This is a genomic window from Mycobacterium arosiense ATCC BAA-1401 = DSM 45069 (genome assembly GCF_002086125.1).
Lineage (GTDB): Bacteria > Actinomycetota > Actinomycetes > Mycobacteriales > Mycobacteriaceae > Mycobacterium > Mycobacterium arosiense.
Map to the genome: position 1 here is coordinate 61,778 of NZ_MVHG01000003.1, position 15,549 is coordinate 77,326.

General features: G+C 67.4%; 15 protein-coding genes. 12 read left to right on the forward strand and 3 right to left on the reverse strand.

Annotation, left to right across the window (positions count from 1 at the left end):
* Window positions 1–25: 25 nt before the first annotated feature.
* From BST14_RS02035 to BST14_RS02050, 4 genes are read left to right on the forward strand one after another with little or no spacing between them, the layout of a single operon-like run.
* Window positions 26–1,714: a circularly permuted type 2 ATP-grasp protein gene (locus tag BST14_RS02035; RefSeq protein WP_083062932.1), complete on the forward strand. Its 1,689-nt coding sequence runs from the start codon at window positions 26–28 to the stop codon at window positions 1,712–1,714.
* The gene (locus tag BST14_RS02040; RefSeq protein WP_083062933.1) at window positions 1,701–2,678 is read left to right on the forward strand and encodes an alpha-E domain-containing protein; all 978 of its coding nucleotides are present in this window, start codon (window positions 1,701–1,703) and stop codon (window positions 2,676–2,678) included. Before BST14_RS02035 ends, BST14_RS02040 begins: the two co-directional genes overlap by 14 nt.
* The gene (locus tag BST14_RS02045; RefSeq protein ID WP_083062934.1) at window positions 2,678–3,517 is read left to right on the forward strand and encodes a transglutaminase family protein; all 840 of its coding nucleotides are present in this window, start codon (window positions 2,678–2,680) and stop codon (window positions 3,515–3,517) included. The genes BST14_RS02040 and BST14_RS02045 overlap by 1 nt, the downstream gene beginning before the upstream one ends.
* 40 nt (window positions 3,518–3,557) lie before the next feature.
* Window positions 3,558–4,262, forward strand: a complete 705-nt coding sequence (locus tag BST14_RS02050) for a hypothetical protein (RefSeq protein WP_083062935.1) — start codon at window positions 3,558–3,560, stop codon at window positions 4,260–4,262.
* Between the two features lie 17 nt (window positions 4,263–4,279).
* On the opposite strand, the gene BST14_RS02055 is transcribed toward BST14_RS02050, so the two are convergent.
* Window positions 4,280–5,122 carry a ribonuclease Z gene (locus BST14_RS02055; RefSeq protein WP_083062936.1) on the reverse strand — a complete coding sequence of 281 codons (843 nt, stop codon included), beginning with the start codon at window positions 5,120–5,122 and terminating at the stop codon, window positions 4,280–4,282.
* Window positions 5,123–5,286: 164 nt separating this feature from the next.
* On the opposite strand from BST14_RS02055, the gene BST14_RS02060 reads away from it, so the two are divergent.
* Window positions 5,287–5,715, forward strand: coding sequence for a CBS domain-containing protein (locus BST14_RS02060; RefSeq protein WP_083063021.1), 429 nt, complete (start codon window positions 5,287–5,289; stop codon window positions 5,713–5,715).
* Window positions 5,716–5,755: 40 nt separating this feature from the next.
* Here the strand turns inward: BST14_RS02060 and BST14_RS02065 are convergent, their stop codons facing one another.
* Window positions 5,756–6,358, reverse strand: a complete 603-nt coding sequence (locus BST14_RS02065; protein WP_083062937.1) for a type II toxin-antitoxin system PemK/MazF family toxin — start codon at window positions 6,356–6,358, stop codon at window positions 5,756–5,758.
* Window positions 6,359–6,500: 142 nt separating this feature from the next.
* Here BST14_RS02065 and lepA point away from each other — a divergent pair, with 142 nt between their 5' ends.
* The 3 genes from lepA (at window position 6,501) to BST14_RS02080 (ending at window position 10,062) form a co-directional block, all read left to right on the forward strand.
* The gene (lepA, locus tag BST14_RS02070) at window positions 6,501–8,348 is read left to right on the forward strand and encodes a translation elongation factor 4 (protein WP_245845269.1); all 1,848 of its coding nucleotides are present in this window, start codon (window positions 6,501–6,503) and stop codon (window positions 8,346–8,348) included.
* A 2-nt stretch (window positions 8,349–8,350) separates the two neighbouring features.
* The gene (locus tag BST14_RS02075; protein WP_083062938.1) at window positions 8,351–9,109 is read left to right on the forward strand and encodes a sensor domain-containing protein; all 759 of its coding nucleotides are present in this window, start codon (window positions 8,351–8,353) and stop codon (window positions 9,107–9,109) included.
* 182 nt (window positions 9,110–9,291) lie between these two features.
* Window positions 9,292–10,062, forward strand: coding sequence for a sensor domain-containing protein (locus BST14_RS02080; RefSeq protein ID WP_211280637.1), 771 nt, complete (start codon window positions 9,292–9,294; stop codon window positions 10,060–10,062).
* A gap of 60 nt (window positions 10,063–10,122) precedes the next feature.
* Here BST14_RS02080 and BST14_RS02085 read toward each other — a convergent pair whose 3' ends face one another.
* On the reverse strand, window positions 10,123–12,162 hold the full coding sequence (locus BST14_RS02085; protein ID WP_083063023.1) for a glycoside hydrolase family 15 protein: 2,040 nt from the start codon (window positions 12,160–12,162) through the stop codon (window positions 10,123–10,125).
* A 145-nt stretch (window positions 12,163–12,307) separates the two neighbouring features.
* Between BST14_RS02085 and BST14_RS02090 the strand changes: the two genes are divergently transcribed.
* The 4 genes from BST14_RS02090 (at window position 12,308) to cysW (ending at window position 15,546) form a co-directional block, all read left to right on the forward strand.
* Window positions 12,308–12,499, forward strand: coding sequence for a hypothetical protein (locus BST14_RS02090; protein WP_083063024.1), 192 nt, complete (start codon window positions 12,308–12,310; stop codon window positions 12,497–12,499).
* 331 nt (window positions 12,500–12,830) lie between these two features.
* Window positions 12,831–13,862, forward strand: a complete 1,032-nt coding sequence (locus BST14_RS02095) for a sulfate ABC transporter substrate-binding protein (protein WP_083062939.1) — start codon at window positions 12,831–12,833, stop codon at window positions 13,860–13,862.
* Complete coding sequence (cysT, locus tag BST14_RS02100) at window positions 13,859–14,731, forward strand: sulfate ABC transporter permease subunit CysT (protein ID WP_083062940.1); 873 nt, start codon at window positions 13,859–13,861, stop codon at window positions 14,729–14,731. The genes BST14_RS02095 and cysT overlap by 4 nt, the downstream gene beginning before the upstream one ends.
* A complete protein-coding gene (gene cysW, locus BST14_RS02105) occupies window positions 14,728–15,546 on the forward strand; it encodes a sulfate ABC transporter permease subunit CysW (RefSeq protein ID WP_083062941.1) in 819 nt (272 codons plus the stop codon). Before cysT ends, cysW begins: the two co-directional genes overlap by 4 nt.
* Window positions 15,547–15,549 lie beyond the last annotated feature (3 nt).

The following is a 15,549-nucleotide window of genomic DNA, read 5'->3' on the forward strand; positions in this document are numbered from 1 at the left end:
GTCGATCTGAGGCAGCATCTGAACAGTGAGTCTTACGAACCAGCTTGACCACACCAAGCGGGGTTTTCGCGCTGCGCGCTCTGAGCGGATCTTCGGCGGATACAACATGTCCTCCGACGCGTACGACATGGCGTTCGACGAAATGTTCGATGCCCAGGGCGCCGTCCGCGGACCGTACAAGGGCATCTACGCCGAGCTCGCGCCGTCGGACGCCTCGGAGCTGAAAGCTCGCGCAGAAGCGCTGTCCCGCGCCTTCCTCGACCAGGGGATCACCTTCTCGCTGTCGGGTCAGGAGCGCCCGTTTCCGCTGGACCTGGTGCCGCGAGTCATCTCGCCCGCCGAGTGGGCCCGCCTGGAGCGCGGCATCACCCAGCGGGTCAAGGCGCTCGAGATGTACCTCGACGATATCTATGGTGACCAGGAGATACTGAACGACGGGGTCATCCCGCGCCGCCTGGTCACGTCGTGCGAGCATTTCCATCGCCAGGCGATGGGCATCGCCCCGCCCAACGGCGTGCGGATCCACGTCGCGGGCATCGACCTGATCCGCGACGACAAGGGCACCTGGCGGGTGCTCGAGGACAACCTGCGGTCACCGTCGGGTGTGTCCTACGTTATGGAGAACCGGCGCACCATGGCGCGGGTGTTCCCCAACCTGTTCGCCAGCCACCGGGTGCGCGCGGTCGACGACTACGCCTCGCACCTGCTGCGTGCGCTGCGCAACTCCGCGGCCACCAACGAAGCGGACCCGACGGTGGTGGTGCTGACCCCGGGCGTCTACAACTCGGCCTATTTCGAGCATTCGCTGCTGGCCCGCCAGATGGGCGTCGAGCTGGTCGAGGGCCGCGACTTGTTCTGCCGCGACAACCAGGTCTACATGCGCACCACCGAGGGGGAGCGCCAGGTCGACGTCATTTATCGGCGCATCGACGACGCCTTCCTGGACCCGCTGCAGTTCCGCGCCGATTCGGTGCTGGGGGTGGCCGGGCTGGTCAACGCCGCCCGCGCCGGCAATGTGTCGATCTCCAGCGCGATCGGCAACGGCGTCGGCGACGACAAACTCGTCTACACCTACGTGCCCACGATGATCGAGTACTACCTCGGGGAGAAGCCACTGCTGGCCAACGTAAAGACGCTGCGCTGCTGGCTCGACGACGAGCGCGCAGAGGTGCTGGACCGCATCGACGAGTTGGTGCTCAAGCCGGTGGAGGGGTCGGGCGGCTACGGCATCGTGTTCGGGCCGGAGGCATCGGAGAAAGAGTTGGCCGCCGCCGCCAAGAAGGTGCGCGAGGATCCACGGAGCTGGATCGCGCAGCCGATGATGGAGCTGTCGACGGTGCCGACGCAGGTCGGCAACACGCTGGCGCCGCGCTACGTCGACCTGCGGCCGTTCGCGGTCAACGACGGCGACGACGTCTGGGTGCTGCCCGGCGGGCTGACCCGGGTGGCCCTGGTCGAGGGATCACGGGTGGTCAACTCCAGCCAGGGCGGCGGCTCCAAGGACACCTGGGTGCTGGCCTCGCGGGCGTCGGCCGGCGACCACGAGCTCGAGGCGGCGGAGGTGGTGCGCTCGTTGCCCACCTCCATGCCGGACCCGATGCTCGACGACGCCCCGCGATTGACGTCTCAGCAGGCGCAGCCCACCGAACTGCCCCAGCGCGAGCAGCGCGAGCAACAACAACAGCAAAGGGCGGTGCACGATGTTGGCACGTAACGCCGAGGCGCTTTACTGGATTGGCCGCTACGTCGAACGCGCCGACGACACCGCGCGCATCCTGGACGTGGCGCTGCACCAATTGCTCGAGGACTCCAGCGTCGACCCGGACCAGGCGTCGCGCCTGCTGCTCCGCGTGCTCGGTATCGATCCGCCGAGTCACGACCTGGACGTGTGGTCGCTGACCGATTTGGTGGCCTACAGCGCCAACACCCAGGGCGGCTGCTCGATCGTCGACGCCATCACGTCGGCGCGCGAAAACGCCAAGTCGGCGCGCGAGGTGACCTCCAGTGAGATCTGGGAGTGCCTCAACACCACCTACCACGCCCTTCCCGAACGCGAGCGTGCCGCCAAACGCCTTGGGCCGCACGACTTTCTGTCGTTCATCGAGCGGCGGGCGGCGATGTTCGCCGGCCTGGCCGACTCGACGTTGTCCCGCGACGACGGCTACCGGTTCATGGTGCTGGGCCGGGCGATCGAACGGGTCGACATGACGGTGCGGCTCTTGCTGTCGCGGGTCGGCGACAGCGCCTCGTCCCCGGCCTGGGTGACGTTGCTGCGTTCGGCGGGGGCGCACGACACCTACCTGCGCACCTACCGCGGTGTGCTGGATGCCGGTCGAGTGGTCGAATTCATGTTGTTGGACAGGCTGTTTCCGCGTTCGGTGTTCTATTCGCTGCGACTGGCCGAACACAACCTCGACGAACTGGTCCACAACCGGCAGAGCCGGATCGGGGCCACCGCCGAGGCGCAGCGACTGCTCGGGCAGGCCCGCAGCGAACTGGAATTCGTCCAGCCCGGCGCGCTGCTGGAGTCGTTGGAGAGCCGCCTGGCGGGGCTGCAGCGCACCTGCCGCGACGTCGGAGAGGCGTTGGCGCTGCAGTACTTCCACGTGACGCCCTGGGTGGCGTGGTCGGACGCGGGCCAGCGCGCCCGGCTGGTCAGCAGGAAAGGGGACGGCTGATGTGGCGGCTGCGCGTGGTGCACACCACGGGGTACGCCTACCAATCCCCGGTGACCGCCTCTTACAACGAGGCCCGGTTGACGCCGCGATCGAACAGCCGGCAGAACGTCATCCTTAACCGCGTCGAAACCATCCCGGCGACCCGGTCCTACCGCTACATCGACTATTGGGGGACTGCGGTCACCGCATTCGACCTGCACGCACCACACACCGATCTCACGGTGATGTCGACGTCGGTCGTGGAAACCGAGCGGGCCGAGCCACTCTCGACGGAGGCGGGCTGGAGCGATTTGCACTCCGAGGCGGTGATCGATCGCTACGACGACCTGCTTCGCCCCACCCAGCACGCCCCGGCCAGCAAACGCGTGACGTCGGTCGGCAAGAAGATCAGCAAGACCCACAAGCCCGCCGAAGCCGTCGTGGCGGCGGCCAATTGGGTGCGGGAAGAACTGGAATACCTTCCGGGCACCACCAGCGTGCACTCGTCCGGGCTGGACGCGCTCAAAGCGGGCAGGGGCGTGTGCCAGGACTTCGTGCATTTGTCGCTGATGTTGTTGCGCAGCATGGGAATTCCGACGCACTACGTCTCGGGTTACCTGCATCCCAAGCGCGACGCCGTCGTGGGCGACACCGTCGACGGCCGAAGCCACGCCTGGATTGAGGCGTGGACGGGTGCCTGGTGGAGCTATGACCCCACCAACGACACCGAGATCACCGAGCAGTACGTCGGCGTGGGCGCGGGCCGCGACTACGCCGACGTTTCCCCGCTGAAGGGCATCTACTCCGGGGAGGGCGCCACCGACCTCGACGTGATCGTGGAGGTGACCCGGCTCGCCTAGCCCGGGATGGATCCGCCGACGCAGGGTTACCGTTGCAGCGATGAACGATTCGGCCGAAGGCGCGCCGCGGCTCGCCGCGAAGCCGCCCGGGCGGGGCGGTTCCGCCCTGGCGGTGCTGGCGGTGCTGTGCATCGGGCTCCTCGTCGGCGGCATCGCCATCGGCGTCGCGGTGGGCGGTGTCATGCCGTTGCCCTACGGCCCGGCGGGCGCCGTCACCGCCTACGTTCGCGCCCAGCCGACCGCCGTGCGCATCATCGCCGTTGCGACGTTCGCGTCGTCGGTGCCGCTGGCGCTGTACGCGGCGACCGCCGGCGCCCGGCTGCGGCAACTCGGGGCGAAGTCCGGCGCGGTCGCAATGACTGGCGGCACCTTGGCCGCCGGTGCGCTCGGCCTGGCGGGATTGCTGGGTTGGGCGTTGTCGATGCCGGATGTCGCCGCGAACGCGGCGGTGGTCCGGGCGCTCTACGCGTTGGTCTTTCTCACCGGCGGCCCGGGCCACATCGTGGCGCTGGGCCTGCTGGTCGGCGGGATCGCGGCGCCGGGTCTCACGCGCGCGTTGCTGCCGGGGCCGGTCGCGCGGATGGGTCTGGCGACGGCTGTCCTCGCCGAATTGGCGACCGCGGTGCTGATCTGGCCGGCGCTGGGCGTCATCCTGCCGATCGCCCGGGTCCTGGCACTGACCTGGTTGATGGTGGCGGGCGTGGTCCTACCCGGCGCGGCACAACGAAATTCGGCGGCCGGCTGAGCGGGCGCGGACGGCCGTCAGGAGGACGCGTCGATCTGAACGCGGTGCAGGTCGTCACCGAGTTCGACGCGCCCACCGAACCGCGTGGCCGCCAAGGCCCGCCACTGCTCCTCCTGCCCGGGCACCAGTGCCGGCACGTAGTGCGTCAAGACCAGGGTGCCCACTTTCGCCCGGGCCGCGGTCGCCGCCGCTTCCTCCACCGACGAGTGGTAGTCGCAGATGTCCAGCAACCGCCGCTGCGGGATGGTGGCGACGATGTCCTTGCGGATCACGGTGTGCACCAACGCGCCCGCCCCCGCCGCCAGTTCGTCCAGGCCCGCGCACGGGACAGTGTCGCCGGCGAGGACCACCGAGGCGCCCTGGTATTCGACGCGAAAGCCGATGGTCGGCGCCACCGGCCGATGGTCGGTGGGGGCGACTCGGATGGCTACGCCGTCGCGGTCCCAGACGGCGCCTTCGGTGTATTCGTGGACATCCACCGCCGGCGGCTCGTTGATGTCGGCGTGATGGGCGATCCGGTAGCCGATGTCGTGGCGGAAGGCGTTCAGCGTCGCCGCGACCGCCTCGGCGGTGCCGGGCGGCCCGATGATCGGCAGCGGCGCGGGGTCGGGTGTGAAGGTGCTGATCCACCGGGTGATGAGCACGTCGCCCAAGTCGCCGATGTGGTCGCTGTGCAAATGGGTCAGCAGCAACGCCGATAACCCGGCGGCGCCCACCCCGACCGCGGCCGCGCGCTGCAGCACGCCGCGCCCGCAATCCACCAGCAATATCTGCCCGCCGGCCCGCACCAGAGTTGACGGCCCGGCGCGGTTCGGATCGGGGATAGGGCTTCCGGTTCCCAGCAGCGTGACCTCGATCATGGCCCTATCTTGCAAAACCACGGCGTCCGCAGTGGCGCAATCGCTCGATCCGCGCGGGCTGCACCGGTAGGACACGAGATTGCAGGTTCTTGTAGTGGCTTTTGCGCCGCGCCAGGAAGCCGTAGCCTGGTGTGAAGCGGATCACAACCCAGCTGGAGGCTTCGATGCGGATAGCGGACGTCCTGCGGAACAAGGGCGCGGCGGTGGTGACCATCAACCCCGACGCGACCGTTCGCGAACTGCTCGCAGGGCTGAGCGAGCAGAACATCGGCGCCATGGTGGTGGTCGGCGACGAGGGTGTGGTCGGCATCGTGTCGGAGCGCGACGTCGTGCGCCAGCTACATACGCATGGCGCCAGCGTGCTGTCTCGCCCGGTGTCCAAGATCATGACGTCCATGCTCGCGACGTGCTCGAAGACCGACGAGGTTGACGCCATCAGCGTGTTGATGACCAAGAATCGGGTGCGGCACGTGCCCGTGCTGGACGGCAAGAAGCTGATCGGGATCGTCAGCATCGGTGACGTGGTGAAGACCCGGATGGAAGAACTCGAGGCCGAGCAGCGACAGTTGCAGTCCTACATCACTCAGGGCTGAGCGGCCGGCTCCGCTCGCTCGGCGGACGCGCGAGACGGATTCAGCGCCAGGAGTAGTCGGCGCGCAGCCGGGCGGCCACCACGTCGAAAATCTCACGATCCAGGATGGCGCCCTCGCGCCGGATGCCTTCCTCGGGCACGTCGAGCACCCGGTCCAGCCGCACCCAGCTTTGCCTGCTCTCGTAATCCCAAGAGCCGGAACCGATTCCAACCCAGTCGGGGTCGGCGGCGTGGCGCTGCTGGCTGGACACCATCAACGCCAACAGGACGCTGCGGTCCCGGCCCACAATCAGGACGGGCCGGTCCTTGCCCCGGGTGGGGTCGTCCTCGTAGACCACCCACGTCCAGACGATCTCACCGGAATCGGCCCGACCGTCCAGGCTCGGCGCGTACACCAGCTTGCGGGCCCGCTGCGCGGTCGGAAGGCTGCCACTGGTCACCGGCCGGCCGGCGACGGGCGCCTCGGGAGGTGAGGGCGTCACCGCGGCGATGACGTTCGCCGTGATTCTCACGGCCTGCTGCAGCTCGCGCAGCACGGTCTGGGAATTCTGCACGGTCCGAACCAGGCGCGGAGCGCCGGTGAACACCAAATTCTCCGCGAACCGCTGGAACGTCTTCCACTGGGATTTCCGGGGAGACGACATATTCGCAGCATAGACGCGAGCGGCGGGGGTGCGACTGTGTCCAAGTAGGTCCCAGCGGCCCTGTCTGGATACGCTGAACTCACCCGCGAACCGCGCCGGAAACGGCCGCGCAGCGGCCCGTCAAGCTCGCACGCACCAGGAGATCCCCATCAGCAGTTTCGCCGACAAGACCTTCACTGCGGCGGCGCAGATCCGGAACTTCTGCATCATCGCCCACATCGACCACGGGAAGTCCACGCTGGCCGACCGGATGCTCCAGCTCACCGGCGTCGTCGACGAGCGGTCCATGCGCGCGCAGTACCTGGACCGGATGGACATCGAGCGCGAGCGCGGGATCACCATCAAGGCTCAAAACGTCCGGTTGCCCTGGAAGGTCGGTGACGAGGAGTATGTACTGCACCTGATCGACACCCCGGGCCACGTCGACTTCACCTACGAGGTGTCGCGCGCGCTGGAGGCGTGCGAGGGCGCGGTGCTGCTGGTGGACGCCGCCCAGGGCATCGAGGCGCAGACCCTGGCCAATCTCTATCTGGCCCTCGACCGTGACCTGCACATCATCCCGGTGCTGAACAAGATCGACCTGCCCGCCGCCGACCCGGACCACCACGCGGCCGAGATCGCCCACATCATCGGCTGCGAGCCGGGCGACGTGCTGCGGGTTTCCGGCAAGACCGGAGACGGCGTCGCCGACCTGCTCGACCACGTGGTGCGCGAGGTGCCGCCCCCGCAGGGCCACGCCGACGCGCCGCTGCGGGCGATGATCTTCGACTCCGTCTACGACATCTACCGCGGAGTGGTGACCTACGTGCGCGTGGTCGACGGCAAGATCACCCCGCGCGAACGCATCGCGATGATGTCCACCGGCGCCACCCACGAACTGCTCGAGGTCGGCATCGTCTCGCCCGAGCCGAAGGCCAGCGACGGCCTGGGCGTGGGCGAGGTGGGCTACCTGATCACCGGCGTCAAGGACGTCCGCCAATCCAAGGTGGGGGACACCGTGACGACGGCCCGCCACGGCGCCGCCGAAGCGCTGACCGGATACCGCGAGCCGAAGCCGATGGTCTACTCCGGCCTGTATCCGGTGGACGGCTCCGACTACCCGGATCTGCGCGACGCCCTGGACAGGTTGCAGCTCAACGACGCGGCCCTGACCTACGAGCCGGAGACGTCGGTGGCGCTGGGCTTCGGATTCCGTTGCGGCTTCTTGGGTTTGCTGCACATGGAGATCACCCGCGAACGCCTGGAGCGAGAGTTCAACCTGGACCTGATCTCGACGTCGCCCAACGTCGTCTATCGGGTGAGCAAGGAGGACAACACCGAGATCCGGGTGACCAACCCGTCGGACTGGCCGGACGGCAAGATCCGCGAGGTCTACGAGCCGGTGGTCAAGACCACCATCATCGCGCCGAGCGAATTCATCGGCACCATCATGGAATTGTGTCAGTCGCGCCGCGGCGAGCTGGGCGGCATGGATTACCTGTCACCGCAACGCGTCGAGCTGCGCTACACCATGCCGCTGGGTGAGATCATCTTCGACTTCTTCGATTCGCTGAAGTCACGCACCCGCGGTTACGCCAGCCTCGACTACGAGGAGGCCGGCGAGCAGGAGGCGCAACTGGTCAAGGTCGACATCCTGCTGCAGGGCGAGGCGGTGGACGCGTTCAGCGCGATCGTGCACAAGGATTCGGCGTTCGCCTACGGCAACAAGATGACCACCAAGCTCAAAGAGCTGATTCCGCGCCAGCAGTTCGAGGTGCCCGTCCAGGCGGCCATTGGGTCGAAAATCATTGCGCGCGAGAACATTCGCGCGATCCGCAAGGACGTGTTGTCCAAGTGCTACGGCGGCGACATCACGCGTAAACGCAAACTTCTCGAAAAGCAGAAGGAAGGCAAGAAGCGGATGAAGACCATCGGGCGGGTCGATGTGCCGCAGGAGGCGTTCGTCGCGGCGCTGTCCGCCGACGCCGCGGGGGACAAGGGCAAGAAATAGCCATGCGGATTCGGGGGCTGTCGACGGCGCTGATGGCGGTCGCCGTGCTGGCGACGGGCTGCGGTGGGGTGGTGGCGGGCACGGCGAAGCCGGCGCCGAACCTGAAGCCGCGACCGCTCAGCGGCCCGACGGTCAAGCAGGTGCTGCTCGACGGCCCGACGCTGTCGCGGATGCTCAATCAGACCTTCGTTTCGCGGGATCCGGCCGAATTCGGCGGGCCGGAAAGGCTTTATCAGGTCCAACGGACGATGTCGCAGTCCGGGTGCCTGGGCGTGACGGCGATGCTACAGCAGGGCGTGTACCGCTCCGCCGACGTGAAAGACGTTGCGTCCGAGTCGTGGTGGAACAACGGCGAACCGGCGCAGGTGATCGTGGTCGAGGAGGGCGTCGTCACGCTCCCGTCGCCCGCGCAGGCGCAGGCGCTGTTCGCGCAGTTCTCCCAGCAGTGGCAGCAGTGCAACGGCATGACGACGTCGGAACAGTCCGGCCCGATCAGCACGACAAACGTCATCAGCGACGTCCGCGTCACGGATTCCACCATCGCCGCGACCAAAACCGCGACATCGATACTGCCCAACATGCCGCCCCTGCGGCCCACCCCACAGGCGCGCGCCATCGGCGTCCGGTCGAACTGCCTCGTCGAAGTCCAAGTGGTGTTCTTCGGCGGGCGACGGTCGTCGGATCCCGGCTCGGCCGACATCAACACCAGCGCCATCGACGTTGCGCACGCCCTGATGGACAGGGTGAGCGCCCTGGGCTGACGCCGCGAAGGGCAGGTCCGCTTCGCCGGGCGCCACCGCCCGAACCTGAGACTCACCTGACGTTGCGCTGTGTGCTCGGTGTGGCACGTGGTGTCCACCCCGCCCGCGACCGTAATCTGCTGGTCAAAGCGGTTGGAAGCGGCGTAGATCGACGGACCGGGGGAGGCGCGGTAACAAGTGTGATGACCGGTACGACAACGCCCCGGTGCGTCGGCGCCCTGCTGGTCATCGTAGTGCTGGCCTCGGGTTGCTCCGTGGCGGTCGACGGCACGGCGCGGCCGGTGCCCGGCGCGGCACCGCGGTCGCTCAGTGGGCCGACCATCAAGCGGGTGCTGCTCGGCAAGAGTGCACTGTCGCGAATTGTGAGGCAGCCCTTAACTATTGATCCCGGATTTCCCCCGACTATCGCGGGCCCCGAATCGTTGCAGGGCGACAGAGCCGCGTCGCCCGACGACTGCATCGGAGTCGCGGTGATGCTGCAGCAAAGCGCCTACCGTCACCAAAAGGTCAGAGACGTCGCGCAGGAGACGTGGCGGCCCGAATCCTTGGCCGCCGCCGTAATCCGCGTCCAAGAGGCGGTGGTCGACGTTCCGACGCCCGCCGACGCTCAGGCGCTGTTCGTGACGTTCGCTCGGCAGTGGCAACGATGTCAGGGCAAGACGGTTGCCCTGACTGGTGGCCCGTTCAGGCTGAAGGCGAAGGTGGACGGCGTGCAAGTCGCCGCTTCGGTTCTCGCGGCGACGACATCGATCGAGCTCGATTCGCCGAACCCGCTTCTCGAGGATTCGCTGCCGGCCGGCCGGGCCATCGGTGTGCGGGACAATTGCCTCGTCGAAGTCGAGGTCGATTTTGCGAGCACACCCACTCCGGCGCTGCGGCGACCAGACGAGGTCGACGCCAGCGCGCTCGACATCGCGCAAGTCATGCGGGACAAAGTCGGCGCCTTGCGCTAGGCGCTTGCCTCGCGCTGGGCGCTTGCCTTGCGCTGGGCGCTTGCCTTGCGCCGCAATCCCCTACATCGGTGCGTTGGCGGGCTGGAACATCCCGGATCCGTCGGCTTCCTCCTCGGCGCGGATGACGTGCACCACCGCGTTGATCAGCGCCAGGTGGGTGAAGGCCTGCGGGAAGTTGCCCAGCTGCCGGCCGGTGCGCGGCTCGATCTCCTCGGCGTAGAGATGCAGCGGGCTGGCGTAGGACAGCAGCCGCTCACACAAACGCTTGGCGCGCCGCACCTCGCCGATCTCGACGAGCGCCGACACCAGCCAGAACGAGCAGATCGTGAAGGTGCCCTCCTCGCCGGACAGCCCGTCGTCGGTTTCGTCGACCCGGTAGCGCAGCACCAGGCCCTCCTGGGTGAGTTCGTCGGCGATCGCCAACACGGTGTTGCGCACCCGCGGGTCGTCGGGCGGCAGGAACCGCGTCAGCACCACCAACAGCAGCGAGGCGTCTAGCGCGTCGCTGCCATAGCGTTGGGTGAACACCCCGCGGGAATCCACGCCATGCGCCAGGATGTCGTCTTTGATCTCCTGGGCGATCGCGCGCCACTGCTGGGCATAGCTCTTCTCGCCCTGCCGCGCGGCCAGCTTGGCGCCGCGGTCGAGCGCCACCCAGCACATCACCTTCGACGACGTGAAGTGCTGCGGATCCCCGCGCACCTCCCAGATCCCGCGGTCGGGCTCGCGCCAGTGCTTTATCGCCTCCTCCACCTGCTTCTTCAGCACCGGCCACAGCGTCTCGGGGACCTGCTCGCGCGACTTGGCGTGCAGGTAGAAGGAGTCCAGGATGGAGCCCCAGATGTCGTGCTGGACCTGGTCGAAGGCGCCGTTGCCGATGCGCACCGGCCGGGCGTGGTCGTAGCCGGACAGGTGATGCAGTTCCTCTTCGGCCAGGCTGCGCTCGCCGCCCACGCCGTACATGACCTGCAGCGGGTGCCGCTCGTTGTTGTTCGCGCCGGAGACGTCGGCGATGAAGGCGAAGAAGTCGTCGGCCTCGCGATCCAGTCCGAGCGTGTACAGGCCCCACAGCGCGAAAGTGGAGTCGCGCACCCAGGCGTAGCGGTAATCCCAGTTGCGTTCGCCCTGCGGCGTTTCCGGCAGCGACGTCGTGCTGGCCGCCAGCAGCGCACCGGTGGGTGAGTAGGTCAACCCCTTCAGGGTCAGCGCGCTGCGCTGCAGGTACGCCCGCCACGGGTGGTCGGGGAAGTTGCCGATGTTGATCCACTGCCGCCAGCACTCGGTGGTCTGCCACATCTTGTCGGCGGCCTCTTGGTAGGTCTGCGGTGCCGGGTGCTTGGTCCAGCTCAGGGCGACGAAAACGTCGTCGCCCTCTTTCATCCGGGTGCGTGCGCGCGCCTCGCGGCCTTCCAACCCGATCCGCAGGTTGGAGGTCAGCCGCATGGTCGGGTGGGCGTCGGGATCCTTGGTGGCACGCGCGACGGCCTCGCCGTACGCGTTGGCGGAGTACTCCCAGGTGGCGCCGACGCGGTGGTAGTCGAACGCCGGTTCGCAGCTCATCATCAGTTCGACGGTGCCGCTGACGCAGCGCACGGTGCGCAGCAGGATGTGCTCGGCGTCCCAGTCCATCGGGGTGCGGCGGTGCGTGCGCGATCGCCGCTCCAGGTCGTGCCAGGGACCCATGACCAGCGCGTCGCGCACAATCAGCCACCCGGTGTGGGTCTGCCAGGTGGTTTCCATGATCAGGCTGCCGGGCAGGTACCGGCGGGCCGAGGGCACCGAGACGCCATAGGGGCCCAACCGGAAATGACCGGCGCTGCGGTCCAGGATCGCGCCGAACACGCTGGGGGAATCCGGGCGGGGCACGCAGAGCCATTCGACCGATCCGGCGGGGGAGATCAGGCAGGTGGTTTCCCAGTCCGAGAGGAACGCATAGTCGGCGATCGGCGGGAACGGGTTCCGCAGCGCTGCGCTGGGAGCGAGCGGTCCGGGCGTGCGCAGGTCGATGGACGACGACATCGACGCGGCCGAGGCGGCGTGAAACTCTTCCTCGGCCAGGGCGTCGGCCGGTTGGTCTTCGGGCTGGGCATGCAAAACCATCTGGACATCATCGCTGCTCAGTTGTCCCGCGTCCAACCTTCGCCGCGGCGGCGTGCCGCGCCGCTATTCGCCGAATGGCCAATGCCGGCGCGTGTTCCCCGCGTGCCGATGGTCTTCGGCGGCCGGGCCGAATAGGGTGAACCTGGTGAACGCGTTCCTCAATTGGTGGGACGGCAACGAGCTGTGGCTTTCGGGGCTGCCTTTCGTGCTGCAGGCCCTGGTGGTGATGCCCGCCGTGCTGGTGGTGGCCTCCGCCACGGCGGCCCTGCTGGATGGCGTGCTCGGCAAGGGTATCGAGCTGATGCGCCGTGCCCGTCACGACGGAACCCCCGGGTAGCCCATGCCCCGGTCGCACGTGACCCTGATTCTGGTCATCCTGGTGGCGTTGGTGGTCGTCACCTGGCTGGTGACCCATGCGATGCACCGCTAACGACCATGGGCCGTCTGCACAGCCACGCCGCGGTGGCGGCAACGTCAATTCCTGTTAGGCTTCCCGCCATGCGCGTGGCGATGAGCACCTCGGAGTGCTATGCCTTCGTGCACTGTTGTCGCTGACTCCCATGCCCGTATGCGGTCTGGTCCGGAGTTTTCGATTCTCCTGAAGTGCTAGGTGCCTTTCCGCAGAAACGGGGCCCGACTCCCAATAAATCTCGCCCGGAAGGCCCTCAATGGACACCAGGACCGCATTGCGCTGGCGGCCCGTCCTCGCCCTGGCCCTGATCGCCGGTCTCATCGCCGGTTGCCACGGCGGTGCCAGCGATGCCGTCGGCGGCGGTGGCCTGGCCAACACGCGCACCAGCATCACCCTGGTCGCCTACTCGGTGCCAGAACCCGGTTGGAGCAAAATAATTCCGGCGTTCAACGCCTCCGACGAGGGCAAGGGCGTGCAGGTGGTCACCTCCTACGGGGCCTCCGGTGACCAATCCCGTGGCGTCGTCGACGGCAAGCCGGCCGACGTCGTGAACTTCTCCGTCGAGCCCGACATCGCTCGACTGGTCAAGGCCGGCAAGGTCTCCAAGGACTGGAATACCGACGCCACCAAGGGAATTCCGTTCGGTTCGGTCGTGACGCTGGTGGTGCGCAAGGGCAATCCGAAGCACATCAAGGATTGGGATGACCTGCTGCGGCCCGGGGTAGAGGTCATCACACCCAGTCCGCTGAGTTCCGGATCTGCCAAGTGGAACCTGCTCGCGCCGTACGCCGTCAAGAGCGAAGGCGGCGCCCACCGCGACGCCGGGGTGGATTTCATCAAGAAGATGGTCACCGAACACGTGAAGCTGCGCCCCGGATCGGGGCGGGAAGCCACCGACGTCTTCGTCCAGGGCAGCGGTGACGTGTTGATCAGCTACGAGAACGAGGCCATCGCCACCGAACGGGCCGGAAAGCCGGTCGAACACGTCAACTTGGCGCAGACCTTCAGAATCGACAATCCGGTGGCGGTGGTCAACACCAGCCCCCATCTGGACGCCGCCGTCGCCTTCAAGAACTTCCAATACACGGCAGCGGCCCAAAAGGTCTGGGCGCAAGCCGGTTTCCGCCCGGTCGATCCGGCCGTGGCCGCCGAGTTCCGTGACCAGTACCCGGTGCCGGCGAAACTGTGGACGATCGCCGACCTGGGTGGCTGGGCCACGGCGGATCCGCAATTGTTCGACAAGAACTCCGGCAGCATCACGAAGATCTACACGAAGGCCACCGGATGACCGCCATCACGCCGGACCCGTCGGCCATCCGCCCCGAGCTCGGCGGCCACGCGCCGCCCGGCCCGCTACCCGGGCGTGGCCGCGGCACCACCGCCCTTCGAGTCGGCGTGGCCACCGTGTGGCTCTCGGTGATCGTGTTGCTGCCGCTGGCGGCGATCGCGTGGCAAGCCGCGGGTGGCGGCTGGCACGCGTTCTGGCTCGCGGTCTCCTCGAACGCCGCGCTGGAGTCATTTCGGGTGACCCTGACGATCTCGGCCGGGGTCACGGTGCTCAATCTGGTCTTCGGCATGGTGATCGCGTGGGTGTTGGTGCGGGATGATTTTTGGGGCAAGCGCCTTATCGACGCGGTCATCGATCTGCCCTTCGCGCTGCCGACCATCGTCGCCAGCCTGGTGATGCTGGCGTTGTACGGCAACCACAGCCCCGTCGGGCTGCATCTGCAGCACACGTCGTGGGGTGTGGCGGTGGCCCTGGCCTTCGTCACGCTGCCGTTCGTGGTGCGCGCTGTGCAGCCGGTGTTGTTGGAACTGGATCGCGAAACCGAGGAGGCGGCGGCCTCACTGGGTGCCAACGGGCCGAAGATCTTCACCTCGGTGGTGCTGCCGTCGCTGCTGCCCGCGCTGTTGTCCGGCGCCGGCCTGGCCTTCTCCCGAGCGATCGGCGAGTTCGGTTCGGTGGTGCTCATCGGTGGTGCGGTGCCGGGCAAGACCGAAGTGTCCTCTCAATGGATTCGCACCTTGATCGAGAACGACGATCGGACCGGTGCCGCCGCGATATCGATTGTGCTGTTGGGCGTTTCGTTTGTCGTTCTGCTCATCCTGCGCGTCGTGGGCGGGCGCGCGGCCAAGCGCGAGGAGCTGTCCGCATGACATCGTCTGCGCGGGTGCGCTATTCGTTGCGATTCGTCGCGCTCGCCTACATCTTCGTCTTGCTGGTCATACCGGTGGCGTTGATCCTGTGGCGAACGTTCCAACCCGGGTTGGACCAGTTCTACGCCTGGGTCAGCACACCCGCGGCGATATCGGCGCTGAATCTGACGCTACTGGTGGTGGCCATCGTTGTGCCCCTCAACGTCATCTTCGGTATCCCCACCGCATTGGTGCTGGCCCGCAACAGGTTTCGTGGCAAGGGCGTGCTGCAGGCGGTCATCGATCTGCCGTTCGCGGTCTCGCCCGTCATAGTGGGTGTCGCGCTGATCGTATTGTGGGGCTCGGCCGGCGCGCTCGGATTCGTGGAACAAGACCTCGGGTTCAAGATCATCTTCGGCCTGCCGGGCATCGTGTTGGCCAGCATCTTCGTCACGCTGCCATTCGTGGTGCGCGAAGTGGAGCCGGTGCTGCACGAGCTGGGAACCGACCAGGAGGAGGCGGCGGCCACCTTGGGTTCGGGGTGGTGGCAAACCTTTTGGCGGATCACGCTGCCGTCTATCCGGTGGGGTCTGACCTACGGCATCGTGTTGACCATCGCACGTACCCTGGGGGAGTACGGTGCCGTGCTGATGGTGTCGTCCAACCTGCCGGGGAAGTCGCAGACACTGACGTTGCTGGTTTCCGACCGGTACAACCGCGGTGCGGAATACGGCGCCTACGCGCTGTCCACACTGCTGATGGGGGTTGCCGTGCTGGTGCTGGTTTTCCAGGTGGTGTTGGACGCGCGCCGCGCACGAGCGGCCAGGCAGGCCTGACGA